Annotated in this window: 27 protein-coding genes; 16 read left to right on the forward strand and 11 right to left on the reverse strand. The window is 50.5% G+C overall.

Annotated features, from left to right (window positions below):
• Nucleotides 1-7: 7 nt before the first annotated feature.
• The 4 genes from trxA to IMCC12053_RS08570 all read left to right on the forward strand — a co-directional run bounded on the left by trxA (nt 8) and on the right by IMCC12053_RS08570 (nt 3611).
• Nucleotides 8-328 carry a thioredoxin gene (gene trxA, locus IMCC12053_RS08555; protein ID WP_062218078.1) on the forward strand — a complete coding sequence of 107 codons (321 nt, stop codon included), beginning with the start codon at nt 8-10 and terminating at the stop codon, nt 326-328.
• Nucleotides 329-438: 110 nt separating this feature from the next.
• Nucleotides 439-996 (forward strand): ATP-dependent protease subunit HslV, encoded by a 558-nt coding sequence (gene hslV / locus IMCC12053_RS08560; RefSeq protein ID WP_062218081.1) that lies wholly within the window; start codon nt 439-441, stop codon nt 994-996.
• The gene (gene hslU / locus IMCC12053_RS08565; protein ID WP_062218084.1) at nt 993-2297 is read left to right on the forward strand and encodes an ATP-dependent protease ATPase subunit HslU; all 1305 of its coding nucleotides are present in this window, start codon (nt 993-995) and stop codon (nt 2295-2297) included. The genes hslV and hslU overlap by 4 nt, the downstream gene beginning before the upstream one ends.
• 90 nt (nt 2298-2387) lie before the next feature.
• Nucleotides 2388-3611: an MFS transporter gene (locus IMCC12053_RS08570; RefSeq protein ID WP_062218088.1), complete on the forward strand. Its 1224-nt coding sequence runs from the start codon at nt 2388-2390 to the stop codon at nt 3609-3611.
• Here IMCC12053_RS08570 and IMCC12053_RS08575 read toward each other — a convergent pair.
• The 3 genes from IMCC12053_RS08575 to IMCC12053_RS08585 form a co-directional block, all read right to left on the reverse strand.
• A complete protein-coding gene (locus IMCC12053_RS08575; protein WP_062218091.1) occupies nt 3594-4196 on the reverse strand; it encodes a Smr/MutS family protein in 603 nt (200 codons plus the stop codon). The two genes, IMCC12053_RS08570 and IMCC12053_RS08575, sit on opposite strands and share 18 nt — an antisense overlap.
• The gene (mltA, locus tag IMCC12053_RS08580) at nt 4193-5155 is read right to left on the reverse strand and encodes a murein transglycosylase A (RefSeq protein WP_236852388.1); all 963 of its coding nucleotides are present in this window, start codon (nt 5153-5155) and stop codon (nt 4193-4195) included. The genes IMCC12053_RS08575 and mltA overlap by 4 nt, the downstream gene beginning before the upstream one ends.
• 77 nt (nt 5156-5232) lie before the next feature.
• The gene (locus IMCC12053_RS08585; protein WP_062218097.1) at nt 5233-5898 is read right to left on the reverse strand and encodes a Tim44/TimA family putative adaptor protein; all 666 of its coding nucleotides are present in this window, start codon (nt 5896-5898) and stop codon (nt 5233-5235) included.
• Between the two features lie 108 nt (nt 5899-6006).
• On the opposite strand from IMCC12053_RS08585, the gene IMCC12053_RS08590 reads away from it, so the two are divergent.
• Together IMCC12053_RS08590 and secB are read left to right on the forward strand one after the other, a co-directional pair.
• A complete protein-coding gene (locus tag IMCC12053_RS08590) occupies nt 6007-6528 on the forward strand; it encodes an FxsA family protein (protein WP_062218100.1) in 522 nt (173 codons plus the stop codon).
• Nucleotides 6529-6586: 58 nt separating this feature from the next.
• Entirely contained in the window at nt 6587-7090 is a 504-nt protein-coding gene (gene secB, locus IMCC12053_RS08595; RefSeq protein WP_062218103.1) for a protein-export chaperone SecB, read from the forward strand.
• 7 nt (nt 7091-7097) lie between these two features.
• On the opposite strand, the gene dnaQ is transcribed toward secB, so the two are convergent.
• Genes dnaQ through IMCC12053_RS08615 form a run of 4 tightly spaced genes read right to left on the reverse strand, consistent with a single transcriptional unit; the run spans nt 7098 to nt 9856 of the window.
• Nucleotides 7098-7838 carry a DNA polymerase III subunit epsilon gene (gene dnaQ, locus IMCC12053_RS08600; RefSeq protein WP_062218106.1) on the reverse strand — a complete coding sequence of 247 codons (741 nt, stop codon included), beginning with the start codon at nt 7836-7838 and terminating at the stop codon, nt 7098-7100.
• Nucleotides 7831-8433: a dephospho-CoA kinase gene (gene coaE / locus IMCC12053_RS08605; protein WP_062218109.1), complete on the reverse strand. Its 603-nt coding sequence runs from the start codon at nt 8431-8433 to the stop codon at nt 7831-7833. The genes dnaQ and coaE overlap by 8 nt, the downstream gene beginning before the upstream one ends.
• Nucleotides 8430-9260: a shikimate dehydrogenase gene (locus IMCC12053_RS08610; protein WP_062218112.1), complete on the reverse strand. Its 831-nt coding sequence runs from the start codon at nt 9258-9260 to the stop codon at nt 8430-8432. The genes coaE and IMCC12053_RS08610 overlap by 4 nt, the downstream gene beginning before the upstream one ends.
• Complete coding sequence (locus IMCC12053_RS08615; protein WP_062221085.1) at nt 9257-9856, reverse strand: Maf family nucleotide pyrophosphatase; 600 nt, start codon at nt 9854-9856, stop codon at nt 9257-9259. The genes IMCC12053_RS08610 and IMCC12053_RS08615 overlap by 4 nt, the downstream gene beginning before the upstream one ends.
• A gap of 403 nt (nt 9857-10259) precedes the next feature.
• On the opposite strand from IMCC12053_RS08615, the gene hemJ reads away from it, so the two are divergent.
• From hemJ to IMCC12053_RS08650, 7 genes are all read left to right on the forward strand, one after another.
• The gene (gene hemJ / locus IMCC12053_RS08620; protein ID WP_062218116.1) at nt 10260-10712 is read left to right on the forward strand and encodes a protoporphyrinogen oxidase HemJ; all 453 of its coding nucleotides are present in this window, start codon (nt 10260-10262) and stop codon (nt 10710-10712) included.
• Between the two features lie 142 nt (nt 10713-10854).
• On the forward strand, nt 10855-12126 hold the full coding sequence (rho, locus tag IMCC12053_RS08625) for a transcription termination factor Rho (protein ID WP_062218120.1): 1272 nt from the start codon (nt 10855-10857) through the stop codon (nt 12124-12126).
• Nucleotides 12127-12152: 26 nt separating this feature from the next.
• Nucleotides 12153-13442, forward strand: coding sequence for a tRNA uridine-5-carboxymethylaminomethyl(34) synthesis GTPase MnmE (gene mnmE, locus IMCC12053_RS08630; RefSeq protein WP_062218124.1), 1290 nt, complete (start codon nt 12153-12155; stop codon nt 13440-13442).
• 24 nt (nt 13443-13466) lie between these two features.
• On the forward strand, nt 13467-15341 hold the full coding sequence (gene mnmG / locus IMCC12053_RS08635) for a tRNA uridine-5-carboxymethylaminomethyl(34) synthesis enzyme MnmG (RefSeq protein WP_062218127.1): 1875 nt from the start codon (nt 13467-13469) through the stop codon (nt 15339-15341).
• A complete protein-coding gene (rsmG, locus tag IMCC12053_RS08640) occupies nt 15338-15955 on the forward strand; it encodes a 16S rRNA (guanine(527)-N(7))-methyltransferase RsmG (RefSeq protein ID WP_062218130.1) in 618 nt (205 codons plus the stop codon). Before mnmG ends, rsmG begins: the two co-directional genes overlap by 4 nt.
• The gene (locus IMCC12053_RS08645) at nt 15948-16751 is read left to right on the forward strand and encodes a ParA family protein (protein WP_062218133.1); all 804 of its coding nucleotides are present in this window, start codon (nt 15948-15950) and stop codon (nt 16749-16751) included. Before rsmG ends, IMCC12053_RS08645 begins: the two co-directional genes overlap by 8 nt.
• On the forward strand, nt 16748-17668 hold the full coding sequence (locus IMCC12053_RS08650) for a ParB/RepB/Spo0J family partition protein (RefSeq protein WP_062218135.1): 921 nt from the start codon (nt 16748-16750) through the stop codon (nt 17666-17668). Before IMCC12053_RS08645 ends, IMCC12053_RS08650 begins: the two co-directional genes overlap by 4 nt.
• 2 nt (nt 17669-17670) lie before the next feature.
• On the opposite strand, the gene hemW is transcribed toward IMCC12053_RS08650, so the two are convergent.
• From hemW to rph, 3 genes are read right to left on the reverse strand one after another with little or no spacing between them, the layout of a single operon-like run.
• Entirely contained in the window at nt 17671-18822 is a 1152-nt protein-coding gene (hemW, locus tag IMCC12053_RS08655; protein WP_062218139.1) for a radical SAM family heme chaperone HemW, read from the reverse strand.
• Between the two features lie 6 nt (nt 18823-18828).
• A complete protein-coding gene (rdgB, locus tag IMCC12053_RS08660) occupies nt 18829-19446 on the reverse strand; it encodes an RdgB/HAM1 family non-canonical purine NTP pyrophosphatase (RefSeq protein WP_062218142.1) in 618 nt (205 codons plus the stop codon).
• Nucleotides 19443-20159 (reverse strand): ribonuclease PH, encoded by a 717-nt coding sequence (gene rph / locus IMCC12053_RS08665; protein WP_062221088.1) that lies wholly within the window; start codon nt 20157-20159, stop codon nt 19443-19445. The genes rdgB and rph overlap by 4 nt, the downstream gene beginning before the upstream one ends.
• 119 nt (nt 20160-20278) lie before the next feature.
• On the opposite strand from rph, the gene hrcA reads away from it, so the two are divergent.
• Together hrcA and IMCC12053_RS08675 are read left to right on the forward strand one after the other, a co-directional pair.
• The gene (gene hrcA, locus IMCC12053_RS08670) at nt 20279-21343 is read left to right on the forward strand and encodes a heat-inducible transcriptional repressor HrcA (RefSeq protein WP_062221091.1); all 1065 of its coding nucleotides are present in this window, start codon (nt 20279-20281) and stop codon (nt 21341-21343) included.
• Nucleotides 21344-21353: 10 nt separating this feature from the next.
• Entirely contained in the window at nt 21354-21917 is a 564-nt protein-coding gene (locus tag IMCC12053_RS08675; protein WP_062218145.1) for a nucleotide exchange factor GrpE, read from the forward strand.
• On the opposite strand, the gene mutS is transcribed toward IMCC12053_RS08675, so the two are convergent.
• Nucleotides 21914-24541 (reverse strand): DNA mismatch repair protein MutS, encoded by a 2628-nt coding sequence (gene mutS, locus IMCC12053_RS08680; RefSeq protein WP_062221094.1) that lies wholly within the window; start codon nt 24539-24541, stop codon nt 21914-21916. The two genes, IMCC12053_RS08675 and mutS, sit on opposite strands and share 4 nt — an antisense overlap.
• A 162-nt stretch (nt 24542-24703) precedes the next feature.
• Between mutS and IMCC12053_RS08685 the strand changes: the two genes are divergently transcribed.
• Nucleotides 24704-26965 carry an NADP-dependent malic enzyme gene (locus IMCC12053_RS08685; RefSeq protein WP_062218149.1) on the forward strand — a complete coding sequence of 754 codons (2262 nt, stop codon included), beginning with the start codon at nt 24704-24706 and terminating at the stop codon, nt 26963-26965.
• Nucleotides 26966-26975: the final 10 nt, after the last annotated feature.

Below are 26975 nucleotides of genomic sequence, written 5' to 3' on the forward strand. Positions count from 1 at the left end.
ATACTCCATGGCTACCATCGCTGCATCTGACGCAACGTTCGAAACCGAAGTTCTGCAATCCGACGTGCCCGTGCTCGTTGATTTTTGGGCAGAATGGTGCGGACCTTGCAAGCAAATCGGCCCATCGCTCGAAGAACTGTCCGCAGAGTTTGAGGGAAAAGTTAAGATTGTTAAAGTGAACGTTGACGAAAATCCGGGCATTCCAGGCCAGTTCGGCGTTCGTGCAATTCCATCGCTGTTTATGTTCAATGGTGGTGAAGTTGTTTCCAACAAAACAGGCGCAGCTCCTAAATCTGCGCTCAAAAGCTGGATCGAAGAAGTCGTATAAGACATGATCAGCGGTTAGATATCGGGCGTCCTTCGGGGCGCCCTTTTTCGTTGGGTAGTTGCATGACCATGCGCCCGTCCACATATAGAATAACAACGAAAGGACCAATCATGGCAAAGGATGAGTTTCCCGGCTGGCACGGAACCACAATCATTGGTGTGCGGCGCGGTGGCGAAGTTGTAATTGCAGGTGACGGGCAAGTTAGCCTTGGCCAAACAGTAATCAAAGGCACGGCGAAAAAAGTGCGCGTCATTAGCCCCGGTGGCTACGATGTTGTATGTGGGTTTGCTGGGTCGACCGCCGATGCGTTTACACTATTGGAGCGGCTGGAAGCTAAACTTGAGGCAACTCCAGGCCAACTGGCGCGCGCTAGCGTAGAATTAGCAAAAGATTGGCGGACGGACAAATACCTTCAAAAGCTTGAGGCGATGCTTATTGTTACGGACGGGGAAAGCCTATTGGTGATTACGGGAGCCGGTGATGTGCTAGAGCCCGAACACGATGTCGCGGCAATCGGATCCGGCGGGAATTTCGCCCTTGCGGCTGCACGTGGCCTCATGGAAACCGACAAGACCGCCGAAGACATTGCGCGCACAGCTATGGCAATCGCGTCTGACATTTGCGTCTATACAAATGGAAACCTGACAGTAGAAAAGATCTCCAAATGACCGATTTAACGCCACGTGAAATTGTCTCTGAATTGGATCGTTTTATTATCAGCCAAAGTGACGCCAAGCGCGCAGTTGCAGTTGCCTTGCGCAATCGGTGGCGCCGAAAACGGCTGTCTGATGAGCTGCGCGACGAAGTCTATCCAAAGAATATTTTGATGATCGGGCCAACTGGTGTGGGAAAAACCGAGATTTCTCGCCGGCTCGCAAAGCTTGCGAAGGCACCGTTTGTCAAAGTCGAAGCAACCAAGTTCACGGAGGTTGGATATGTCGGACGTGACGTTGAGCAAATCGTGCGTGACCTTGTGGATTCCGCAATAGTCCAAACACGTGAAAGCATGCGCGAAGATGTTAAGGCCAAAGCCTATGAAGCCGCTGAAGAGCGTGTGATCGAAGCTCTTGCAGGTGCAGATGCCCGCGATCAAACGCGCCAAATGTTTCGCAAAAAACTTCGTGACGGGCTGCTCGACACGACAGTTATTGAATTAGAAATTCAGGACAACGCCACGCCGCAAGGTATGTTTGAGGTTCCCGGCCAACCCCAATCGGGAGGCATGATGAATATCGGTGATCTGTTCGGAAAGGCATTTGGCGGCCGAACGGTAAAGAAAAAATTCACCATCGCGGAAAGCTACGCCGTCTTGATTGACGAAGAAGCAGACAAGCTGTTGGACGACGAAGCTATCACGCGAGCAGCCCTAGAAGCCGTTGAGCAAAATGGTATCGTTTTCATCGATGAGATCGACAAAGTGTGTGTGCGGTCCGATACACGCGGTGGCGATGTAAGCCGCGAAGGTGTGCAGCGTGATTTGCTTCCGTTGATTGAGGGGACGACCGTATCGACAAAGCACGGGCCCGTAAAAACAGACCACATTTTGTTTATTGCGTCCGGTGCTTTTCATATCGCGAAACCATCAGATCTATTGCCCGAACTACAGGGTCGCTTGCCTATTCGCGTAGAGTTGAGGGCGCTCAATGAGGCTGATTTTGTCAAGATTTTGACCGACACAGACAATGCGCTTACCCTGCAATACAAAGCACTTTTGGAAACTGAAGATGTAGGTGTAACATTCACGGACGATGGAATTGCTGCGATTGCAAAACTTGCTGCCGATGTGAATACAAGCGTTGAGAATATCGGTGCGCGCAGACTGTACACCATCATGGAACGCGTTTTTGAAGAGCTGTCCTTTGTGGCGCCAGACCAAGGGGGCACTCAGATTATTGTTGATGCCGACTACGTCATGAAAAACGTAGGTGAAATGGCGAAAGCCGTCGATGTGAGCAGATACATGCTTTAGCGGCAACGCCGTTTTTCTATTTGAGGAAAGGGCAATTTCGCACGAGCGATTTGCTCTTTCTTTTTTTGTGAGAACGCGCGTTATGGCAGCATGACATATTTACGATTCATAATTGAGAACGCTCGTTGGCTTGCGGTTGGATTTCTTCTGACCCTGACGTCTTCGTATGGGCAAACCTATTTCATTTCGATCTTTGCGGGGGACATTCGCGCCGAATTTGATTTGAGCCACGGATCATGGGGCGCAATTTATTCACTCGGCACGACAGCCTCAGCAGTCGTGATGGTTTGGGCTGGCGTTCTGACTGACCATTTTAGGGTTCGCGTTCTTGCACCAATCATCTTGGTTGGATTAGCCGTGGCCTGCTTGTCGATGTCGGTTGTGCCGAATGCCGCGCTTTTGGTGGTGGTCATCTTTCTATTACGCTTCACTGGCCAAGGCATGACAAGCCAAATCGCAATGGTTGGAATGGCGCGCTGGTTTCAGGCGACTCGAGGACGCGCACTTTCCGTCGCCAGCTTGGGATTTGCACTTGGGCAGGCGATTTTGCCGCTGATCTTTGTGGCAATCATGGCCATGATCGGATGGCGTCAATCATGGATTGTTGCCGCAGGCCTTGCGGTTGTTTTGATCCCGCTCCTCTTGTGGTGCCTTGGACAAGAACGCACACCGCAATCTATCGCCAGTTCGACAAGTGCGGTTGGGATGGGTGGTCAGATGTGGACACGCGGTGCGCTTTTGAAACACTGGTTGTTTTGGATGTGTGTGCCTTTGCTCCTTGGGCCGCCCGCGTGGGGAACGGCGTTGTTTTTCCAACAAGTACACTTGGCAGAAGTAAAAGGATGGTCTCTCGTTGAGTATGTATCTCTCTACCCATGGCTAACTTTGACGTCTATTGCGGCGACATTTCTTGCGGGAATGGGGGTCGATAAATATGGCGCGGGTCGCATTTTGCCGCTGATGCCCCTTCCCTTTTTGTTTGGCTTTGTTGTGATCTCATACTCTGCAGTTTCAGCTATTGCTGGTGTAGGCTTGATGATCGTTGGACTTGGCATGGGGATGCAAGGAACCGTTGTTGGCGCGTTTTGGGCCGAACACTATGGAACACGATACATTGGCTCCATAAAATCCGCCGCCACTGCAGTCATGGTATTTGGATCTGCAATCGGACCAGGTGTTTCAGGATATCTCATTGATTGGGGCGTGCCATTCACGACACAAATGTTGGGATATGCGTTGTATTTCGGGGTGACAAGTGCATTGGCAACCGTAGCCGTTTTGCGCGCGCGATCCCTATTACCGGTTGCGGCGTAAATAGACGTAGTACGCACCGCTACCCCCATGTGTAAGATGCGCCTCGTTAACCTGCATAACGACTGAACGCAGAGGTGCTTGATGCAGCCAATGCGGCACTTGGTTTTTCAAAACACCCCTTCGAATTGGAATGGGCCCGCCGTCATCACGATCTTTGCCTTTACCTGTAATCACAAGAACAAGGCGCCGTCCCGCTGCGGCTGACGATAGAATGAAGCCCTGAAGCGCCGGATGGGCATGCGCCAATGTCATTCCATGAAGATCAAGCCGCGCCTCGGGTTTTAGTTTCCCCTTTTTCATCTTGCCGAATTTTTTACGGTCCATCTCAACGGGAGCATGGGCAAGTCGTTGTGACACCGATGGCGCAAGATTATGCCCCATTGGAGTACGTGCGCTACGAGCGCCAACTTCGAATTGGGTAATCATAGCATCGAGTGACTTCGGTGGCGTTTTCTTTGGGGATTTTGCCGACAGATCGCGTGAAACTACAAACTCTGCACGCATCATAGGAGTAGCCGTTTTTTTGACCTCATTCCAAACGTCACGATCATCGTCACTCAATTTGCCTTTGACCCGCCGTCTCATCCCGTGACCTGCTCCAATAAACCATAGGCAAGCTGGATTGGTAGCAGGACGATCATACGCCCGCCATCTTTGATACGACCAGCCTCTGATCCGGCAGCATCTCCCGTCCCGTAGAAAATATCAGCGCGTTGCGCACCTTTAATGGCCGATCCGGTATCTTGAGCAACCATTAGGCGGTTTAGGGGAGTCTCACCCAACTTTTCAATCCAAACCGGCGCACCCAATGGGGTCGTCACGGGATCAACGGCAATCGACCGCATAGTGGTAATTGACCGGCTCATCGCCCCAATAGGCCCAAGGTCCGCATGCAATTCCTGACGCTCTCGGAAGAATACAAACGACGGATTATGGTTGAGTAACTCCTGACCTTCTACGGGGTTTCGGCGCACCCAATTTTTGATCACTTCCGCCGACACTTGGTGTGCGTCGTATGTCCCTCGGCGCACGAGCTCTCTCCCTATGGAGCGATACGTGTGTCCGTTTTTGCCCGCATAGCCCACGCGGGTCATCGTCCCATCATCAAGACGCACGCGCCCCGATCCCTGGACCTGTAGGAAAAACAGTTCAACCGCATCGTCTACCCAGACGATCTCCAATCCCCGCCCCGACAAAGCCCCATTGGCAATTTCACGGCGTGACAAATACGGCGCTCCGACCGTAAAATCGTCGGGCTTGGCGTAAATTGGATACCGATAGCGCGAACTACGTGTTCGCGATCCATTGAGCTCGGGCTCAAAGTACCCTGTAAAGAGTGGTGCTGCCCCATCCTCTATCAGCACTGGTTTGAAAAAGAGCTCGAAAAAAGCTCTACCATCTGTGTGGTTTTTGGCGACACCACACAACTGTGGCCACTCAAAACCATCCATACGGTCGCATGTTTTTACGAACACCGACAAAGCGGCATCGTGATCGTCGTCATCCCAACCGTTCAGATCGGAAAACTCTAACAGTGTCGGCATTGTCGCTTCATTTGCATAAGCGGGCGCACCCAAACTCAGAAGGGTGAACAGCAACGCGCATGTCACCCCCCTGAATATCATGCCCCTGTTGCAACCAACTGCCAATTCGGATCATTGCTTCCCATTTCGCGTGCAAACGTCCAAATGTCTTTTTGGCGTTTGATTTCGGTAGGATTGCCCTCAATCAGGTTCCCGCTTGCATCATGGACAGACGAAATCAATTCGGCAACAAAGCGGATTTTGACCTCGCCCTCATTAGACGACTTGTCAAAATCAGCATCAATCAATTGTAGTTCACGCAATCCGACAAATTGGGCTTTTATCTGTAAGCCCTGTTCTTCGCGGGACTGAACAACGCTATCAAACGCGTCATAAACCTCACCCGCAAGAAAATCGCGGACACTATTCAAATCGCTGTGCTCGAACGCCATCAGAATCATCTCATAGGCGCCGCCTGCACCACTCAAGAATTCCGTGACATTAAAGGATGGCTCTACACGCTTCATCGCGGCCAATTCATGGGCTGCCCGCGATCCTTCGGCGACATTGTCGGTGATATCGCGATCAACACCACCTTCGATAACTTCGAATTTTTGCTTTTCACGTGTCGCAGGAGCGACATCATCCAATTCAGTGCGTGGTTTCTCAAAGCCCTCACGCGTTCCGAGAACGTTGCGCAAACGCAAAATAAGAAAAATAGCGATTCCGGCAAGCACCAGAAGGGACAGGATAGATTGGCTCATTTGGTCCTCACAGCTCACACGGCATGGAAAATGCCGCCTTCCCTTACTATGTAGGGTGGGACATAGGCCAAGTCCACCAGTGGACAGTCAAGAAAGAGAGGCAAACTCATGTTGCTTTTAGTGTTATTCATCGCTGTTCCGATCATTGAGATCGCCTTGTTCATTCAAATAGGGGGACTTATCGGGCTTTGGCCGACACTTTTGATCGTGATTATCACTGCCATCTTAGGAACAACCTTAGTGCGACAACAAGGCGCGGCCACGTTATTGCAACTGCGAGGTTCGTTTTCAAACCTTAGTGACCCGACCGAGCCGCTTGCAAACGGCGCAATGATTTTGTTCTCTGGCGCGCTTTTGCTTACCCCCGGCTTTTTCACGGACGCTATTGGATTTGCACTCCTTATTCCTTCGGTACGCGCGGTGATCCTCGCTGAACTGCGCAAGCGCGTCAAAGTTCAGAATTTCAAAATGGGCGGCTCGGTTCACGCCTCTGGGTTTGCAGGCAGCCCGCATTCTAGTAGCTCAGCCGATAACGCATCGCGCGACGGCCAAACCATTGATGGCAAGTTTGAAGAGATCGAGATCAAAGAGGATGATACACAAGGTCATTCGGGATGGACTCGCCATTGAGGCGCTTGTTGCAAGCTGATACAAGACCGCGAAGTATAAATTTCTGAGGATTTAGATCATGGCAGATGACGTAGAAACAGCAGCAGCAGAACCTGCCGCACAAGCCGAACCCGTAAAAATGCAAATTTTGGGGCAATTCACGCGCGACATGTCGTTCGAGAATATTCTAGCGCAAAAAGGCCTCAAAGCCGAAGGTCGCCCGAACATTTCCGTTCAAGTCGCTCTTGACGCGAAAAAGCGCGAAGCAGACCATCAGTTCGAAGTCGCAACCAAGGTAAAGGTCGAGAGCAAGACAGAAGATGGCGCAACAACGCTATTCATTCTGGAACTCGATTATGCGGGCGTATTCCATATTGAGAACGTGCCAGAAGAGCAGATGCACCCGTTCTTGATGATCGAATGCCCACGTATGCTTTTCCCATTCGTGCGCCGTATTGTGCACGACATCACACGTGACGGCGGGTTCCCACCGCTCAACCTAGACAACATTGATTTCGTTCAGCTGTACCGCCAAGACATGGCGCGTCGTGCCGAAGCGCAGGCACAAGCGAAACCAAACTAAGTACGATTCAGTTGAATTTCTTCCACAACGCGCCGTCGCCCAATTTGTCTACAAAGGCAGTATGGGCGGCGGCTTCTTCGTCCGTGATGCATGCATGGAGCGGAACGGGCCTGCGGATGGGTCGCCAAGTCTCTTCAGCACTGTCATTTTCCGAAGACTTAACTGACGATCCAACCGGCGCAAGGACCAGATCAGGCTGCCTACCCCCGATTAATTCCAAATAAACCTCAGCGAGAATTTCAGAGTCAAGCAGTGCACCGTGCAGTGTTCGCGATGAATTATCTATGCTAAAACGGCGACATAAGGCGTCAAGAGTGGCAGGTGATCCTGGGAACTTTTTGCGCGCTATGGCGAGTGTATCAATTGCCTGTTCCCACGGTAGGCTGGGGAACCCATGAGTTTTCAATTCAGCATTGAGGAACTTCATATCAAACGCAGCATTGTGAATGACCAGTTTTGAATTGCCTATAAAATCCAAAAAGTCTTTGGCGATCGCTTTGAATAGCGGTTTATCTTTTAGAATGACTTCGCCTGCCTTGGGGGGGCGAGGCGGAACCAATAGATCCGGACCAATGCCGTGCACGCCGAATGCGCCATCGGGCATGTCGCGCTCTGGGAAGATATATTGATGATACGTGCGACCTGTCGGCATGTGGTTCAGCAATTCAATCGCACCGATTTCAACCAACCTGTCTCCACGGTGTGGATCAAATCCTGTGGTCTCGGTATCCAGAACAATCTCACGCATGTATAAGCCCATCTCCAATTTTAGTCACAACATCGCGTGCCTGCTGACGCGCAGACTCAAAATCGTGGGTTTCTATAACATAGTCCGCTCGCTCGCGCTTTTGCTCATCGGGAAGTTGTTTCGCTAGTATTGCGTCAAAATGAGAACGCGTCATTCCATCTCGAGCCAAGGCCCTATTTTGCTGAGTCTGCGCATCTGTTGAAACAACCACAACACAATCGACCTCGGCGTCCGCGCCCGTTTCAAAAAGGAGAGGGATATCCACTAGGACAATCGGCGCCTCAGTATTCGCTATAAAATCTGCACGATCAGCGGCGACAAGCGGGTGCACAATTGCCTCTAGTTGGCTCAATGCGGCTGGGTTTTCGGAAATGATACTTTTCAATTTTTCTTTGGAGACCTCATTATTCTCGACAGCGCTTGGAAACACTTTTTGAATAGGTGCTACGGCCTTGCCGCCCAATGCGTAAAGCCGCCTCACAGCCGCATCTGCGTCCCAGACTGGTATTCCAGCATCCCTGAAAAAATGCGCTGTGGTGCTTTTCCCCATCGCAATTGATCCGGTGAGTCCGATAATGAACGGTCGCTTTTTCATTGATTAAGGATGACGCGGCGCGTTTCATCATCAACGTCAGGACGATGCCCGAACCAACGCTCAAATCCGGGCACGGCTTGGTACAAAAGCATTCCAAGCCCATCTACGGTTTGACATCCGATTTCTTTGGCTGTGGCCAACAATGCTGTTTGTAGTGGTGTGTAAACCAGATCGGTCACAACCGCGCTCGATTCTAGTGCGTCTAGCGGAACTTTGAACTCCGGCTTGCCTATCATTCCCAAAGATGTGGTATTAACGACTGTCATTGCGCCATCGAGCATATTCCCCGCTTGTACCCAATCAACGATCTGGAGTTTTGCACCAAATTCTTCGCGCAACGCTTCGCTGCGATTTCTCGTTCTATTTGCGAGACGGATTTCAGGCGCTCCTACCTCAATAAGCGATGAGATGACTGCCCTTGCCGCACCACCCGCTCCAAACACCGCTGCTGGCCCGCGCTCAGGATCCCATGACGCATTTGCGCGCAGGTTTTCGATGAAGCCATATCCGTCCGTGTTATCGGCATACAATTTGCCATCAGGCATAAAGATAAGTGTGTTCGCAGCTCCGATTAGAGCCGCGCGATCAGTCACCACATCTGCAAGCGCCAAAACAGCTTCTTTGTGCGGTATTGTGACGTTCGCACCAACAAATCCCATTTTCGGCATGTGCCGTAACACGTCTTTTAGATCACTTTGGGACACGTCCACGGGGATATAGTGTCCGCGAATGCCGTATCGCTTTAACCAATAGCCGTGAAGCTGTGGAGATTTGGAATGCGCGATAGGTGAGCCGAGGACGGCAACCAATGGGATTTTTTCACTCATATCGCTATTATCTTTCTATCGGTAAGGTATGTCAAAAGAGGGATCAACGGCAGGCCCAAAACGTTAAAGTAGTCGCCTTCGATGGACGAAAATAGCCGCACACCCTCCTCCTCAAGCTTGTAACACCCTACGGCATCGCACACGCTGTGCCAATTTCGATCAATGTATTCGCTAAGGTATTGCGCGGATAGGCCGCGCATTGTCATCTTTACCTCGCCAATATGTCGCCATTTGGGTTCGCCACCCTCGTAGATCACAACAGCAGACAAAAGGCGGTGTCGCTCACCTTGAAGTTGTTCCAAGAGACGTTTGGCATCATCGGAAGACGTGCTTTTTGATATTAACTGACCCTTGAACGAGATTACCTGGTCACATCCGATCACCATAGCATCAGGGTGCTTCAACGATATTTTGCGTGCTTTTCCTTCTGCCAATGCATCAGCGATATCCCTCGGGTACACACCTTCGGCAATAAGAGATGTTTTAATCAAGTCTTCATCAAGACGTGCGATTTCTACGTCAAAGGTAAGACCGGCATTTTCCAAAAGCTGACGCCTGATTGGCGAACCTGACGCCAATATGATGCGTTCGGGCATGTTGATCATCCTGTGGATATTTCCTGTGTTAAGCTGTCGTTAAGTCGAGGCACAGTTATCTGATTATGTGAGCAGTGGAAAACCCCCGCCTTATCCCAAAAACTGGCGCTCCTTATCCTTGTGGAGTTCTAACAATTAGTGCTCGTGTACAATCGGCGTTTCGGACGATTTATACCCAGTTATCCACAGCGAAAATAAGCTATCAGAGAATTTATAGTCATGGTTTTAAAGAGGTTAACACCTTTTTCCACACACTTAAACACTTTGACGCCATAGACCCATTTATAAGGGGTAAATCTGTGGAAAACCTACTAATCCACATTATCCACAGGCCCTACATATACTTCATCTCTTTTTTTCTTTTCTTTATTTTAATAGGTAAGAGACAACGAGAGGTACTTATATGTCGGATTTACTCGCTAATTTATATCCATGGACCAAATCATTACATGTTGTGTCAGTCATTTCATGGATGGCTGGTCTGTTCTATTTGCCAAGATTATTTGTACGGCACACGGAAAGTGTCGCACTTGGAACCCCAACGGATCAGTTGTTTCAAGATATGGAAATGAAGCTGTTTCGCGTAATCATGCGACCAGCGATGATGTCATCGTGGTTGTTTGGAATATGTCTCGTTTTCACACCCGGGGTCGTTGATTGGGGATCGGCATGGTCATGGATCAAAGCATTTGGCGTAATCGGTATGACTTTTTTCCACTTTTGGTGTGACAAAAGACGAATGGACTTTGTCAGCGGAAACAACAGGCTTTCGGGTCGACAGTACCGTTTGATGAACGAGGTCCCCACAGTTTTGATGTTGATAATCGTATTTATGATTATCGCAAAGCCGTTTTGAGGACGTGTGTCCGTTTGAATTATTGACTCCTTGCATCGGAAATCCTAAACACGATAAAATCCCAGCCATTCGGTTATTCACGGGATATTTCTCTTACATGCACGACCGTGTTCGCCCTCGATGGCGTTCCATAGGAATTTTTATGACCACTGAAACATTAAATCTTGCCGATCTCAAAGCTCAGAGTCCTAAAGATCTCCTATCAATGGCCGAAGAGTTGGAGATTGAAAACGCATCGACGATGCGCAAAGGCGACATGATGTTCTCCATCCTCAAAGAGAGAGCTGAGGATGGGTGGGAGATATCCGGAGATGGCGTTTTAGAGGTGTTGCAGGATGGGTTTGGATTCTTGCGGTCGCCAGAAGCAAACTACCTACCCGGGCCAGATGATATTTACCTATCACCGGAAGTGATCCGACAGTGGGGTATGCGCACGGGTGATACCGTTGACGGCGTCATAAAAGCGCCCGGTGACAATGAACGTTACTTTGCGATGACCAAGGTCACAAAAATTAATTTTGAAGAGCCAGAGAAGGCTAAGCACAAGATTAACTTCGATAACTTGACGCCATTGTATCCGGATGAGCGGCTTACGATGGAGATAGAAGATCCAACAATTAAGGATCGTTCTGCGCGGATTATCGACCTCGTCGCGCCTATTGGTAAGGGTCAGCGCTCGTTAATTGTTGCACCGCCACGGACCGGTAAAACTGTTCTGCTTCAAAATATTGCCACTTCAATTGGGCGTAACCATCCTGAGTGTTACCTGATCGTTCTACTAATCGATGAACGTCCTGAAGAGGTGACCGACATGCAACGCTCCGTTAAGGGCGAGGTTATTTCATCGACGTTTGACGAACCGGCATCGCGTCACGTGGCTGTGTGTGAGATGGTGATCGAGAAGGCAAAACGCCTAGTTGAGCATAAACGCGATGTTGTGATTTTGCTCGACTCGATCACGCGCCTTGGACGAGCTTACAACACTGTTGTTCCATCCTCGGGTAAGGTTCTGACCGGCGGTGTTGATGCGAACGCCCTACAGCGGCCCAAGCGCTTCTTTGGTGCGGCACGGAACATCGAAGAGGGTGGATCTCTTACGATCATTGCGACCGCTCTCATCGACACTGGCTCGCGGATGGACGAAGTTATCTTTGAGGAATTCAAAGGAACTGGCAACTCCGAGATCGTTCTGGATCGTAAAGTTGCGGACAAACGAGTGTTCCCTGCGATGGATATTCTTAAGTCTGGGACACGTAAGGAAGAATTGCTTGTCGAGTCTAAAGATTTGCAGAAAATGTACGTTTTGCGTCGTATTTTGAACCCAATGGGTACAACTGATGCGATTGAGTTTATGATTTCCAAACTGAAGCAGACGAAATCAAACGGCGAATTCTTCGATTCGATGAATGCTTAATAAACTAATATCAATGAGTTAGTCTCATGGATACGATTTATGCAGAAGCAACCGCACGAGGAAAAGCGGGCGTGTCTGTGGTCCGGATTTCTGGACCACTCGCCTTTAGTGCTGTTAAATCGTTGTGTGGTTCTGTACCAACACTGCGGTTAACTTCGTTGCGTGTTTTGAAGGATTCGCACGGTGAAGTTCTAGATGAGGCGCTCGTTATATGTTTCTCGCACGGTGCATCTTTCACAGGTGAACAAAGTGCCGAACTTCATTTGCATGGTTCAATTGCAATCGTAAAGTCCGTGTTGTTTGAATTAAGTTTAATCAAAGGGTTACGTCACGCAGAGGCGGGCGAATTTACGAGAAGAGCTCTTGAAAACGATCGGCTTGATTTGACTCAGGTTGAGGGACTTGCAGACCTCATAAGCTCAGAGACAGAAGCACAGCGTAAGCAAGCGATGCGCGTTTTCTCAGGTGCAATCGGAAAAAGTGTTGATGTTTGGCGCAAGTCGTTGATACGTGCGGCTGCACTGATTGAAGCAACTATTGATTTTGCCGACGAAGAAGTTCCCGTTGATGTATCGCCTGAAGTTTTAGATCTTTTGGCAGGTGTTATAAGTGATCTTAAACGGGAGATATCTGGATTTAAGATTTCTGAGAGAATTCGTGAGGGATTTGAGGTCGCTATCGTTGGGCCGCCTAATATTGGTAAATCCACGCTTTTGAATGCTTTGGCGGGACGTGATGCAGCAATTACGTCTGAAGTTGCTGGTACAACGCGCGATGTGATCGAAGTCCGTATGGAGCTCGATGGTTTACCGGTCACTATTCTCGATACTGCTGGACTTCGGGATACGGATGATGTGGTCGAAAGTATTGGAATTGAGCGCGCTCGCGCCCGCGCTAATCAGGCAGATTTGCGTGTGATTTTAGTCCAAAATCACGAATCAGAGGCCGATATTTTGCCGGAGTCTGGAGATTTGGTTCTTGTTGGCAAGGACGACAATGGAGAGTTCGGAGAGCTATCTATTTCCGGTCAAAGCGGTCATGGTGTTAGTCGTCTTGTTGCTCATGTTTCATCGGTTCTCTCTGAACGTACCGCTGGCGCTGCACTCGCAACTCGCGAACGCCATAGAATAGCGATGGAGTTAGCAGTTGCGTCTTTGGAATCGGCGCAAAGTGAGATAGTACTCGTTAGTGATCGAACCGAGATAGCTGCAGAGTTCTTGCGCTCCGCTATATATGACCTTGATTGCTTGGTCGGTCGCATTGACGTTGAAGCGGTGTTAGGCGAGATTTTTTCTAGTTTCTGTATCGGCAAATAGGTAGAAATTATTGGAGTGTTTCACGTGAAACATTTGGACTTTGACGTCATTGTGGTTGGGGGTGGTCACGCCGGTTGCGATGCGGCCGCAGCAGCTGCGCGAATGGGCGCACGGACGGCGCTTGTGACGCTTAAGATTGAGAACATTGGCGTTATGTCGTGTAACCCTGCAATTGGTGGGCTCGGTAAGGGCCATTTGGTTCGCGAAGTTGACGCTTTGGACGGCGTTATGGGGCGAATCGCAGATCGTGCTGGAATTCAGTACCGGTTGTTAAACCGCAAAAAAGGACCTGCTGTACAGGGTCCGCGCGCACAGGCTGATCGTCTTTTGTATCAAGCGGCAATGTTTTCCGAGTTAACAAATACACCTAATCTGTCGATTGTTGTGGGTGAGGTGGTCGACCTGAATATGGTTGGAGATGCCGTTACTGGCGTAAGTCTTCAAGATGGGGCGATGCTATCATGTGGTGCTGTGATTCTTACAACGGGTACATTTCTCAATGGAACAATTCATATTGGTAATGAGCAACGATATGGCGGCCGTATGGGCGATCGTCCGTCGGTTGATTTAGCAAAGCGGCTTTACGGGTTTGGGCTTCCAATGGGTCGGCTCAAAACTGGAACACCACCACGGTTAAACGGGAAGTCAATAAATTGGGACGCACTAGAAAGTCAGCCGGGCGACGATGATCCGGTGGTATTTTCGTTCCTTAATTGCAAACCTGAAGTGCAGCAAATTTCTTGCGGTATTACCCATACAAATCAAAAAACCCATGACATTATTCGCGACAATCTACATCTATCTGCGATGTATGGCGGGAACATAGAGGGAGTAGGTCCTCGGTATTGTCCGTCCATTGAGGATAAAGTTGTTCGGTTTTCTGATAAAACATCGCATCAAATTTTCCTTGAACCCGAGGGGCTTAGCGTTGACACCGTATATCCTAATGGTATTTCGACATCTCTTCCGATAGATGTTCAGGAGGCGTATGTACGGTCCATTTATGGTTTGGAAAGTGTAGAAATTACCCAACCTGGATATGCAATAGAGTATGATTATGTCGATCCTCGAGCGTTGAAAATGACTTTAGAGGTTAAGGATGTCCAAAACTTATATTTGGCTGGGCAGATAAACGGAACGACCGGCTACGAAGAAGCCGCTGCACAAGGCTTACTCGCAGGAATAAACGCGGCGCGACGATCTATGGCGTTGGAAGAGCAAATTTTTTCGCGGACCGATAGCTATATTGGTGTGATGGTGGACGACCTTGTGACGCGCGGTGTGACTGAGCCGTACCGGATGTTTACGTCGAGAGCCGAGTTTAGGTTGTCGTTAAGAGCGGATAATGCAGATCAACGCCTTACGCAAATGGGAATTGATGTGGGTGTTGTTGGTGATCGCAGAGCAAAGAGCTACTTTTTGAAGATGGAATCGTTGAATAGCGCAAAGTCACGATTGGAGGCTGTCACGTATACACCTAACCAGCTGCGACTTGGTGGGATAACCGCGAGCGCAGACGGATCTCGACGTACCGCCTATGAAGTTCTTGCGTTTCCCAATGTGTCATTTGCAAACATTATCAATATGACGCCAAGTGTCGGTGACATAGCAATGGAAACACAGGTCCAGATTGAACGCAATGCATTATATGAAACGTATATTACGCGACAAAAAAGAGATGTGCTTTCGTTGAAGAGAGATGAGGCGCAGATAATCCCAGATGATTTTGAATACGCTGATATGGTTGGTCTGTCGAACGAGCTACGATTTAAGTTGAGCAACACGTTGCCTCAAACAATTGCGCAAGCTTTACGGATAGAGGGAATGACACCCGCCGCAGCAACCTTGATTTTGGCGAGAATACGACAGCTGCAAAAAAGCAAGGGCGCCGTAGTATGAATGATTTCTCTCTGATTGATCTAAATGTTTCACGTGAAACACTTCAGCGACTGGAGCACTACGATTCACTATTGAAAAAGTGGAATCCAGTAATAAACCTAGTTTCAAAGGGTACGCTCGACCACACGTGGTCGAGGCATTTTCTGGATTCAGCGCAAGTTTTTAAAAGTGTTGATAATCTGAATGGCCATTGGGTTGACTTGGGGTCGGGAGGTGGGTTTCCAGGGGTCGTTTGTGCAATCATTGCTGCGGAAATGGCGCCCGAAGTCAGGTTTACCCTGATTGAGGCTGATCAACGTAAATCAACATTTCTTCGGACAGTATTGAGAGAAGTTGATGTTAAGGCACAGGTTTTGTCTGAACGGGTTGAAAACGCGACACCTCAGTCCGCCAATATTTTGACGGCGCGGGCGCTTTCATCTCTAAAAAATCTTTTGGAGTTTTCAGTTCGACATCTTGCTGACGGCGGATCTGCAATTTTCCCTAAGGGCGCAAGTTTTCGCGCAGAACTTGAAGAGGCTAAGAAAAGCTGGGCTTTTTCACATGTCGAATATCCGAGTGTGACGGATGAAAACGCCGTAATTATTAAAGTTGGAGATATTGTTCGTGGGTGACCCAACTCGGCCAAAAGGCCCAGAAATAGTAGCTATTGCGAACCAAAAGGGTGGGGTCGGCAAGACGACAACAACGATAAACCTCGCCGCGGCACTGGTCGAGCAGGGGTGCCGTGTTTTAGTCGTCGACCTTGACCCTCAGGGAAATGCGTCGACTGGATTCGGTGTTGATCCGTCTGCCCGCGACCTCACAACATATGATCTGTTGTTGGGGGACGTCGATGTCCGTGAGACGATCCAGTCAACAGATACGAAAGGCTTGTGGGTTGTTCCCGCAAATGCCGATTTAAGTTCTGCAGACATTGAGATGATTTCCAATGAAAAGCGGAGTTTTTTGCTTCGCGACGCGTTGCGGCAGCGTACACTAGATCCATACGAGCTTGACTATATTTTGATCGATTGCCCACCATCTTTGAGCCTTCTGACCGTTAACGCTATGGTCGCGTCTGATTCCGTCCTTGTGCCTCTTCAAAGTGAGTTTTTCGCTTTGGAAGGTTTGACGCAGCTGATTATGACGGTCCGCGAGGTTCGACAGAGCGCTAATCCGCACCTTCGCATTGCTGGTATTGTCCTAACAATGTATGACCAACGAAATAACCTTTCAAAGCAAGTTGAAGCGGATGCTCGGGAAAACTTGGGTGAGCTTGTTTTTAAAACGGTTATTCCGCGAAATGTCAGAATTAGTGAGGCGCCATCCTACGCTTTGTCGGTTTTAAGTTACGATCCAACGTCTAAAGGGAGTGTAGCATATCGCTCGTTGGCAAAAGAGTTTGTGGGCAAGAGAGGTCAATCATGACACAGAACACTGGAAATATGAAAAAGCGTGGTTTGGGTCGGGGACTTTCCTCGCTTATGGCGGATGTAAATCAAGGAACAGATGTTTCTGACGCTAACGCTTTGTCGGATGCACCCAAAAAGCTAGATATGATCGTTCCGATTGAGCGTGTTGCACCCAATCCGGAACAGCCGCGCCGCCGTTTTGACGAAGATAAGTTGAAAGAACTATCAGATTCAATCGCTGAAAAGGGCGTTATCCAACCTCTAATTGTCCGCGCTAATCCTCGTCGCGCTGGCGACTATGAAATTGTCGCTGGTGAGCGCCGCTGGCGTGCCTCACAGATGGCCAAGCTTCATGAAGTTCCCGTTATTTTGCGTGAGTACAACGACACAGAAGTTCTTGAAATTGCAATTATTGAGAATATCCAACGCGCAGATCTTAATTCGATTGAAGAAGCTGTAGGGTATGCGCAGTTAATGGAGAAATTCGGCCATACTCAGGAACAACTTTCCAGTGCTTTGGGGAAGAGTCGTAGCCACATTGCCAATATGATGCGCCTATTGCAGCTCCCAACCGATGTTCAGGGGCTTCTGGAGCGGGGCGATCTAACGGCTGGCCACGCTCGGGCACTAATCACGTCAGCAAATCCATCAGAGCTGGCGCGGGATGTGGTTAAGCGAGGGCTTTCGGTGCGCGACACTGAAAAGTTAGCGAAAAAAAGCAAAGAACCTCTTGTTTTGAAAACTAAAACGTCACGAAACAGTATCGAAAAAGACGCTGATACACGTGCACTAGAGGCTGATCTCAGTTCGTCAATTGGAATGCCGGTAGACATTCAGCATCAGAGTGGAAGTGAAAAAGGCCGCCTTTCCATCGAGTATGCGACCCTTGATGACCTTGATGCGATTTGTCAGATTTTGTCGCGTGGCGTTTAGTCTCAGGGCAGTAGTTCTTTCACAATTGCATTGATTAACGGTCGCCCACTGTCAGTTACGATAAGGCGGCTGTTGTTCACTTCAAGCAGCCCGTCACTCTGTAAGTTTTTGATTTTATGTGAAAATATATCATCATGCAGGCTCTTAATGCGGGCAAGTGAAACCCCGTCGTTAATGCGTAGCCCCATCATAAGATACTCCGTTGCCTGTTCGGTTGCAGAGAGGGTCAGTCTAGTTTTTTCACCGTGCCCAACCTGCGCCACTTGATCGAGCCATTGCGTTGGTCCCAGAGGGGTATCAATAGCGCGTTTCTGAGTGTTGATGGTGAGACGACTGTGAGCGCCTGGGCCAATGCCAGCGTAATCGCCGTATCGCCAATAGATTTGATTATGTCGGCTTTCTAGACCCGGTTTGGCGTGATTAGACACTTCATACGCAGGTAACCCCGCAGCTGCGGCCATGTCTTGAGTTAGGAAATACATATCCGCCCCTAGATCATCATCAGGTAGGCCGCGCAGCTTGCCTGCATTGTATCTATCACCAAAGGCGGTGCCCTGTTCGATCGTGAGTTGGTACAGTGAGAGGTGCCCATTGGCTAAGGCAATACCCTCAGCCAATTCGGCTTCCCATGCCATTAAGTCTTGGTTTTGTCGCGCATAAATAAGGTCAAATGAGGTGCGCTCAAAGACCGACTGCGCGACGTCTATCGCGGTCTTTGCCTCGGACACTGAATGCATGCGACCGAGCATGCGAAGATCGTCATCGCGCAGTGATTGAACGCCAAGTGAGACGCGATTTACACCGGCTGAGCGAAAATCTCTAAACTTTGCAATTTCAACGGATGAGGGGTTTGCCTCCAGTGTGATTTCAACATCATTTGTTAGTGACCATCGAAGCCGCACACGGTCCAGAATTTTCGCAACCAGAGATGGGGCCATGAGCGATGGGGTTCCACCGCCGAAGTAAATTGACTGGACCAGCCGTCCAGATGTTTCGGCTGCTACGCGGTCAATTTCGGAGAGGTAAGCATCTCTCCATGCATCTTGGTCCACAGATCCAGAAACGTGAGAATTAAAGTCGCAATAGGGACATTTGGACTGACAGAACGGCCAGTGAAAATAGATCCCGAACCCGCCATTTTGCCAATCTTCCATGAGGTTCTATGCCCGCCCCGAAAAGGGCCCCTTTACAAATTTTGAAAATGCGTCCGATCGGTGGCTCATAGCGTGTTTTTTGGATGGGTCCATTTCTGCGAAAGTTTGCGTTTCACCATTTGGAACAAAGATTGGATCAAACCCAAACCCTAGATCGCCACGCATTGGCCATTCCAGATGCCCCTCTACCGTACCTTCGAACACTTCGTCATGTCCGTCAGGCCACGCGAGGCAAAATGTGCAGCAAAATCTAGCCACTCGCGGCGATGGCGCATTTTTAGCGTCCAGCAAGTTCCAGACTTTTTCCATCGCCATAGGAAAGTCACGGCCATTTGCCGTTTCTGCCCAGTCGGCAGTATAAACGCCCGGTGCGCCGTCAAGTGCATCGACCATAATCCCGCTATCATCGGATAACGCTGGAAGCCCTGACTTTTGGGCGGCGTAGTGTGCCTTTATTCGAGCATTACCTGCAAAAGTATCTTCGGTTTCTTCAGGCTCATCGAACCCTAGATCGCCTGCAGATATGACTTCGACGCCAAACGGCGCGAGGAGTGCCCCTATCTCACGCAATTTGCCCGCGTTGTGTGAGGCGAGTACAAGCTTATCACCGTCGAACAGTCTCATCCGGAAATGGCCGCATTCTGAGCGGCTACCAATTCCGAGATACCCTTATCAGCAAGGTCGAGGAGTTCGCTAAGCTGCGCACGTGAATATGTTGATCCTTCGGCACTCATCTGCGTTTCGACCATTTGGCCGTTGGCTAGCATGATGAAATTCCCATCAACACCCGCTTCGGAATCTTCGGGGTAGTCGAGGTCGAGAACGGGCTGACCTGCGTAGATACCGCATGAGATTGCAGCAACGTTAGAGATGAGCGGGTCAGTCGTAATGTCCCCTGCTTTGATCAACTTATTGACTGCAAGCCTAAGAGCAACCCAACCACCGGTGATGGCGGCGCAACGCGTTCCTCCATCGGCCTGAATGACATCACAATCGACTGTGATCTGACGCTCACCAAGGGCGACGCGATCAACGCCAGCGCGCAACGAGCGGCCAATGAGGCGTTGAATTTCGATAGTACGTCCACCTTGTTTGCCGGCGGTGGCTTCGCGGCGCATGCGCGACGATGTGGAGCGCGGCAGCATACCATATTCTGCTGTTACCCAGCCTTGGCCTGAATTGCGCATAAATGGCGGGACGCGTGGCTCTAGGGTCGCAGTACACAGGACATGCGTATCGCCGCATCGGATCATGCACGAACCCTCAGCGTGTTTGGTTACGCCTGTTTCGATAGAAATCGAACGCATTTCATCAAGCTTTCGTCCAGAAGGTCGCATGATCATTCCTTTTTGTTTGGTTGCCCCCACATAAGATAGGCAACGCAATTGGCGCAACCCTCATTGACGCTAAGCGTCTAACCCTTTTAATGGCAGTGAATGTGGAAAACGGTATCCGGATGATCGAGCGCTCCAATGTCATTTCTGAAATGAACGACCGTTCCCGCGAAGTGTTTCGCCGGGTTGTCGAGGGCTATCTTGATAGCGGAGGGCCAGTGGGATCGCGAACATTGACCCGCTCAATGAGCGAAAAGGTGTCTGCGGCGACCATTCGCAATGTTATGCAGGATCTTGAGTATTTGGGCCTTTTGGATAGCCCACACGTCTCTGCGGGACGGATCCCCACCCACTTGGGTCTACGGATGTTTGTTGACGGTCTTTTGGAGGTTGGTACCGTCACGGACGACGTGCGTGAAAAGATGCATCATACAGTTCGTGATGATGGAAACGATGTCACCGGCATGCTTGATCGTGTTGGGTCTGCACTTTCTGGTTTGACGCAAGGCGCCAGTCTCGTTTTGACGCCCAAACATGAAGCTCCTTTAAAGCATGTAGAATTTGTGAGCCTTGCACCAGATCGCGCCTTGGTCGTTTTGGTGTTTGCTGATGGTCAGGTAGAGAACCGGGTCTTTACGCCCCCTGTTGGTCAGACCCCGTCCTCATTGCGTGAGGCAGCCAATTTTCTCAATTCTCTGATCGAAGGTAAAACGCTGTCCGAGCTAAAAGTGACGGTTGAGCGCGAAATCAAAACGCGGCGTCGAGAGCTTGATAGTTTGGCTGCTGATCTTATCGAGAATGGGGACGCGTTTTGGGAGGGTGATGGCGCGCATTATGAGCGTTTAATTGTTCGGGGGCGATCTCACCTTTTGAGTCAAAGCTCTGAGGCCGCCGATTTGGATCGTATTCGCACCCTGTTTGATGATCTCGAAAAGAAGCGAGATATAGCCGAATTTCTCGAGTTGACCGAAGACGGCGAAGGTGTGCGCATTTTTATTGGTTCTGAAAATAAACTTTTTTCGCTTTCGGGTTCCTCTTTGGTGGTTTCTCCTTATATGAACGCTGATCGAAAGATAATCGGTGCTGTTGGCGTGATTGGGCCGACTCGCTTGAACTACGGGCGGATCGTTCCGATTGTCGACTATACGGCCCAACTTGTCGGACGCATGCTGTCCAACAAGGTGTGAAAGGTAAGAGATGACTGACCCGAAAGACCTAAACTTCGACGATGATAACCTCGAATCCGAGGATCAGATTGATATTGATGAAATGGAAGAAGAGTTTGACGCGCGAGCGGATGAACTTGAAACAGCACGTGCCGAGCGTGACGAGTTCCGAGATCGGTTTATGCGCTCTATGGCTGAGACCGAGAATATGCGCAAACGCGCTGATCGTGATCGGCGCGAAGCAGAAAACTATGGTGGATCAAAGTTGGCACGCGATATGCTGCCCGTTTTCGATAACCTCAAGCGTGCAGTAGATGTGATTACTGAAGAGCAGCGGGCGGCGCAGGCCGCATTGATCGAAGGGATCGAGCTGACCATGCGCGAACTTTTGTCTGTGTTCGGTCGTCACGGAATCGAAGTGATTTCTCCAGAGATTGGTGAAAAGTTCGATCCTAACATGCACGAAGCCATGTTTGAGGCAGCTGTGCCAGCAACGAAATCAGGCGACATTATTCAGATTATGAATGTCGGCTTCATGATCCATGATCGTTTGCTGCGGCCCGCACAGGTTGGTGTGTCATCCACACCCGGCTAAGTGTCTGCGAGTGACTTAAGCTCATATAGCAATTGAAGCGCCTCACGGGGCGACAACTCGTCGGGAGAAATTCCGGCGAGTTTTTCGTCGACCTCTGATGGACCTTTTGGTGTTGGCGCTTTTTGCGGAGCAGGTGATGCGGCGAAAAGCGGGAGATCATCGATGATTGCTTTAGGGTTCTTAGCATTTTCTGCTTCACCGCTTTCGAGTGCTGCAAGCACAATCTTGGCGCGTTCCACGACCGATGTTGGTAGGCCCGCTAAACGCGCAACCTGAACACCGTAGGACCGATCTGCTTTGCCTTTGAGGACTTCGTGCAGAAAGATGACGTCTCCATCCCATTCCTTCACCGACACTGTCGCATTGACCGCGCCGTCGAGCTTTTCGGAAAGCGCGGTCATCTCGTGGTAGTGCGTCGCAAACAGGGCGCGGCATTGGTTGGAATCGTGCAGGTGTTCAAGTGTCGCCCATGCGATGGAGAGACCATCATAGGTTGCGGTTCCACGTCCAATTTCATCTAGAATTACGAGAGCCCGATCATCCGCTTGGTTAAGGATGGCGGCGGTTTCCACCATTTCGACCATGAAAGTCGAACGACCACGGGCCAGATCGTCCGATGCACCCACACGTGAAAATAGTTGCGATACGATCCCTATGTGTGCAGCTGCCGCAGGGACGTAGGATCCCATCTGTGCAATCAGCGCAATCAGAGCGTTTTGGCGCAGGAATGTCGATTTACCAGACATGTTTGGGCCGGTGAGAAGCCAGATAGCTGCGCCATCACGACCATCAGACAGGTCGCAATTGTTGGCGACAAATGTATCCCCGCCTTGTTTGCGCAGGGCGCGTTCTACAACAGGGTGGCGACCACTCTGAATGTCCAGCTTTCGACCCGAATCCACCACAGGACGTACCCAATTCTCAGAGGTGGCGAGGTCGGCTAGAGACGTAGCGAGGTCAATTTCGGATAGCGCGCGCGAGGTGTCTGTGATCTGTGGCGCGTGTTCGAGAATGCGAGAGCATAGGCCCGAGAACAGATGCTTCTCAATTTCGAGAGCCCGACCACCGGCATTGTGGATTTTGGTTTCAAGTTCGGACAGTTCAAGTGTCGTGAACCGGACTTGGTTAGCGGTGGTTTGGCGATGGATAAAGGTTTCATTGAGGGGAGGCGACAACATTTTCTCAGCGTGAGTTGCTGTGGTTTCAATGAAATAACCGAGCACGTTGTTGTGTTTTATCTTTAACGCTTGAATGCCCGTAGCATTTGCATATTCGGATTGAAGGGACGCGATGACTCCGCGGCCTTCGTCTCGCAGCTTTCGGCACTCTTCGAGCTCTTCGTGATACCCTGCTGCGATATACCCGCCATCTCGTGCCAATAGAGGCGGCTCGGCCACAAGAGCCGCATCGAGCAGGTCAATGAGGTCTGTGTGCCCAGTCAAAAACGTCATGTTCTGGTGGATTAGGGTCGGAATATTCTCTGGAGGTAGGGCGTTTGAAATAACTTCGGCCTCGGTGAGCCCATTGCGGATCGCTGCGAGGTCACGCGGACCGCCACGATCGAGGCCAATACGCGACAACGCGCGTTCAATGTCTGGCACGTTGCGCAACGCGTCACGCAGAGTGTTGGTGATAGCGCGATTGTCTGCTGCAAAGTTTACGGCATCGAGGCGGTGATTGATCACGGCGACGTCGCAAGAGGGGCTAGACAGGCGTCTTTCCAACAAGCGGCCACCCGCAGCGGTGACTGTTCGGTCCATCACACTGACCAAAGATCCATCACGCCCACCTGATAGTGATCGCGTGATTTCTAGGTTGCGACGAGTCGCGCCGTCAATTTGCATATTCCCGCGTGCGAGTTCCTTGGCGGGGGGGCGGATGAGGGGCAGTTTGCCTTTTTGTGTGATTTCCAAGTAGTCAATCACTGCGCCCATCGCCGATACTTCGCTTAGGGAAAACCCACCAAAAGCATCTAGTGAGGCGACCTTGAACAGGTCGGTAAGACGTTTTTGCGCGGATGTGCTATCAAAGGACGCGCGCGACAACGGCGTGACGCAATCGGCAAAATCAGGAACCAAGTCGGCCCAATTCACCTCAAATGCTTCTGATAGCAAGATTTCAGACGGGTTGAGGCGGGCGAGTTCGGGCGCAAGCCGTATGAGCGGGCAGGGCATCACATGAAACTCACCTGTTGAGATGTCGACCCAAGCCAATGCGCCCTCATCACGAATTTCCGCGAAAGCCACGAGAAAGTTATGGCGGCGGGCATCCAAAAGGCTTTCTTCGGTCAATGTACCGGGGGTGACGAGGCGCACGACATCGCGCTTTACCACGGACTTTGCACCGCGCTTTTTTGCCTCTACGGGGCTTTCGAGCTGTTCGCAAACGCCTACGCGAAATCCTTTTCGGATCAGGGTGAGCAAATATCCCTCGGCGGCATGAACGGGGACACCGCACATCGGGATGTCATCGCCCTCGTGTTTGCCGCGTTTGGTCAGAGCGATGTCGAGGGCCGCCGATGCGGCAACTGCGTCATCAAAGAACAGCTCGTAAAAGTCGCCCATTCGATAAAACAGCAAAGCATCGCGGTGTCTGGATTTGATTTCCAGATATTGCGCCATCATCGGTGTAACTTTGTGCTCGGTGTCGGCCACGACATTCCCCTAATTTTGTGTTGCACAACTTACCTGCACGTGCAGCGGCGTAAAGGGCATGCGGTGTTCTTTATTGAGGTGACGTGTAACAGAAGTTATGAAAGTGAGATTGGTTAGAGGAGGCCCACTCGAATGTCCAAAATAAAACAAACCCGCGAAGAAGCACTCGCTTTTCACATGGATCCCCGCCCGGGGAAGTTTGACATTGCGCCAAGTGTGCCGATGTCAACGCAGCGCGATCTGTCATTGGCATATTCGCCAGGGGTTGCCGTTCCGTGCGAGGCGATAGCCGCAAATCCTGAAACAGCATACGACTACACTAACAAAGGTAATCTGGTTGCTGTGATTTCCAACGGCACCGCTGTTCTAGGTTTGGGTAATCTTGGCGCTCTGGCATCTAAGCCGGTGATGGAAGGTAAGGCGGTTCTGTTCAAACGGTTTGCTGATGTAAACTCGATCGATATCGAGTTGGACACTGAAGATCCTGATCAGATCATTCAGGCAGTAAAGCTGATGGGTCCGACATTTGGTGGCATAAACCTTGAAGATATCAAAGCACCAGAGTGCTTTATCATTGAGCAAAAACTCAAAGAAGAAATGGACATCCCCGTTTTTCACGATGACCAACACGGGACCGCGGTGATTTGTGCGGCGGGTCTGATCAATGCGCTGCATATTTCTGGTAAGTGCATTGAGGATTGTAAAATCGTTCTCAATGGCGCGGGTGCGGCGGGTATTGCTTGTCTTGAACTCATTAAATCAATGGGCGCCAAGCACGACAACTGCATTATGTGTGACACCAAAGGTGTGATCTATCAGGGACGCACCGAAGGTATGAACCAGTGGAAGTCTGCCCATGCTGCAAAGACTGATGCGCGCACATTGGGCGAGGCTATGGTGGGCGCTGATGTATTCCTTGGCGTTTCCGCAAAGGGTGCGGTGACCTCTGACATGGTTGCCGCTATGGCGCCAAATGCAGTTATTTTTGCGATGGCCAACCCTGATCCCGAAATTACTCCCGAGGATGCCCATGCGGTTCGCGAAGATGTGATTGTTGCCACGGGGCGTTCGGACTACCCCAATCAGGTCAACAACGTTCTCGGGTTTCCATACTTGTTCCGCGGGGCGCTAGATATCCATGCGCGGGCTATTAATGATGAAATGAAAATTGCATGTGCTGAGGCATTGGCGGCTCTTGCGCGCGAAGATGTGCCGGATGAAGTTGCATTGGCATATGGGCGCTCTCTCACGTTCGGGCGCGACTACATTATTCCAACGCCGTTCGATCCGCGTCTTATTTACACGATCCCCCCTGCAGTTGCGAAGGCGGGCATGGATACAGGCGTTGCGCGCCGTCCAATCGTTGATATGGATGGATATGCGCATGGGCTGAAGGCGCGTATGGATCCTACGGCTCAAATCCTTCAGGGGCTTTACGCACGCGCGCGTCAGGCGCAGGCAACGATGCTTTTTGCCGAAGGTGACGATTTACGGGTGTTGCGCGCCGCGGTTGCCTATCAACGTGGAGGCTACGGCAAGGCGCTCATTGTTGGGCGAGATGAGGACGTTAATGCCAAGCTAAACGAGGCTGGGTTGTCGGATGCGGCGGGAGAGTTAGAGATTGTGAATGCTGCGAACACGCCACATCTCGATAGCTACAAAGCATTTTTGTATGATCGGTTACAAAGATCCGGCCATGACCAAAAGGACATTCATCGCCTCGCCGCTCGCGATCGGCATGCGTTCTCTGCGTTGATGCTCGCACATGGCCACGCTGACGGACTTGTTACAGGAGCAACGCGCAAGTCGGCACATGTTTTGGACCGTATCAATTCGGTTTTCGATGCAACGGCTGAGGATGGCGCAATCGGTGTGAGTGCGCTGATTCACAACGGTCGCATCGTCTTCATTGCCGATACGTTGGTGCACGAGTGGCCGGATGAGCATGACCTTGCCGATATTGCTGAGGCCGCCGCTAAAGTGGCACGATCAATGGGAATCGAGCCTCGTGTCGCATTTGCGTCATTTTCGACGTTTGGCTATCCAGTATCAGAGCGCGCAAGTAAAATGCACCTCGCGCCAAAGGTCCTGGATTCACGCAAGGTCGACTTTGAATACGACGGCGAAATGACCGTTGAAGTTGCGCTTAATACTGACGCAATGGCCGCCTATCCATTCTGTCGTTTGACGGGCCCCGCAAACATCCTCGTTGTTCCTGCGCGTCATTCGGCGTCGATATCCGTAAAGCTCATGCAGGAAATGGCGGGCGCTACGGTGATTGGTCCGATTTTGACAGGCGTGGATAAGCCGATTCAGGTTTGCTCAACTGTTTCCACAGTAAATGACATTTTGAACATGGCGATCTTGGCGGCTTGCAAAGTTGGTCAGTCATGATGGTGAGGGA

This window comes from Celeribacter marinus (assembly GCF_001308265.1).
Taxonomy (GTDB): Bacteria; Pseudomonadota; Alphaproteobacteria; order Rhodobacterales; family Rhodobacteraceae; genus Celeribacter; species Celeribacter marinus.

Excerpts from the sequence above, each read along its gene's own strand:
- trxA (WP_062218078.1), top strand. The coding sequence starts at position 8 with ATGGCTACCATCGCTGCATCTGACGCAACGTTCGAAACCGAAGTTCTG.
- hslV (WP_062218081.1), top strand. The coding sequence starts at position 439 with ATGGCAAAGGATGAGTTTCCCGGCTGGCACGGAACCACAATCATTGGT.
- hslU (WP_062218084.1), top strand. The coding sequence starts at position 993 with ATGACCGATTTAACGCCACGTGAAATTGTCTCTGAATTGGATCGTTTT.
- IMCC12053_RS08570 (WP_062218088.1), top strand. The coding sequence starts at position 2,388 with ATGACATATTTACGATTCATAATTGAGAACGCTCGTTGGCTTGCGGTT.
- IMCC12053_RS08575 (WP_062218091.1), bottom strand. The coding sequence starts at position 4,196 with ATGAGACGGCGGGTCAAAGGCAAATTGAGTGACGATGATCGTGACGTT.
- mltA (WP_236852388.1), bottom strand. The coding sequence starts at position 5,155 with ATGCCGACACTGTTAGAGTTTTCCGATCTGAACGGTTGGGATGACGAC.
- IMCC12053_RS08585 (WP_062218097.1), bottom strand. The coding sequence starts at position 5,898 with ATGAGCCAATCTATCCTGTCCCTTCTGGTGCTTGCCGGAATCGCTATT.
- IMCC12053_RS08590 (WP_062218100.1), top strand. The coding sequence starts at position 6,007 with ATGTTGCTTTTAGTGTTATTCATCGCTGTTCCGATCATTGAGATCGCC.
- secB (WP_062218103.1), top strand. The coding sequence starts at position 6,587 with ATGGCAGATGACGTAGAAACAGCAGCAGCAGAACCTGCCGCACAAGCC.
- dnaQ (WP_062218106.1), bottom strand. The coding sequence starts at position 7,838 with ATGCGTGAGATTGTTCTGGATACCGAGACCACAGGATTTGATCCACAC.
- coaE (WP_062218109.1), bottom strand. The coding sequence starts at position 8,433 with ATGAAAAAGCGACCGTTCATTATCGGACTCACCGGATCAATTGCGATG.
- IMCC12053_RS08610 (WP_062218112.1), bottom strand. The coding sequence starts at position 9,260 with ATGAGTGAAAAAATCCCATTGGTTGCCGTCCTCGGCTCACCTATCGCG.
- IMCC12053_RS08615 (WP_062221085.1), bottom strand. The coding sequence starts at position 9,856 with ATGCCCGAACGCATCATATTGGCGTCAGGTTCGCCAATCAGGCGTCAG.
- hemJ (WP_062218116.1), top strand. The coding sequence starts at position 10,260 with ATGTCGGATTTACTCGCTAATTTATATCCATGGACCAAATCATTACAT.
- rho (WP_062218120.1), top strand. The coding sequence starts at position 10,855 with ATGACCACTGAAACATTAAATCTTGCCGATCTCAAAGCTCAGAGTCCT.
- mnmE (WP_062218124.1), top strand. The coding sequence starts at position 12,153 with ATGGATACGATTTATGCAGAAGCAACCGCACGAGGAAAAGCGGGCGTG.
- rsmG (WP_062218130.1), top strand. The coding sequence starts at position 15,338 with ATGAATGATTTCTCTCTGATTGATCTAAATGTTTCACGTGAAACACTT.
- IMCC12053_RS08650 (WP_062218135.1), top strand. The coding sequence starts at position 16,748 with ATGACACAGAACACTGGAAATATGAAAAAGCGTGGTTTGGGTCGGGGA.
- hemW (WP_062218139.1), bottom strand. The coding sequence starts at position 18,822 with ATGGAAGATTGGCAAAATGGCGGGTTCGGGATCTATTTTCACTGGCCG.
- rdgB (WP_062218142.1), bottom strand. The coding sequence starts at position 19,446 with ATGAGACTGTTCGACGGTGATAAGCTTGTACTCGCCTCACACAACGCG.
- rph (WP_062221088.1), bottom strand. The coding sequence starts at position 20,159 with ATGCGACCTTCTGGACGAAAGCTTGATGAAATGCGTTCGATTTCTATC.
- hrcA (WP_062221091.1), top strand. The coding sequence starts at position 20,279 with ATGATCGAGCGCTCCAATGTCATTTCTGAAATGAACGACCGTTCCCGC.
- IMCC12053_RS08675 (WP_062218145.1), top strand. The coding sequence starts at position 21,354 with ATGACTGACCCGAAAGACCTAAACTTCGACGATGATAACCTCGAATCC.
- mutS (WP_062221094.1), bottom strand. The coding sequence starts at position 24,541 with ATGATGGCGCAATATCTGGAAATCAAATCCAGACACCGCGATGCTTTG.
- IMCC12053_RS08685 (WP_062218149.1), top strand. The coding sequence starts at position 24,704 with ATGTCCAAAATAAAACAAACCCGCGAAGAAGCACTCGCTTTTCACATG.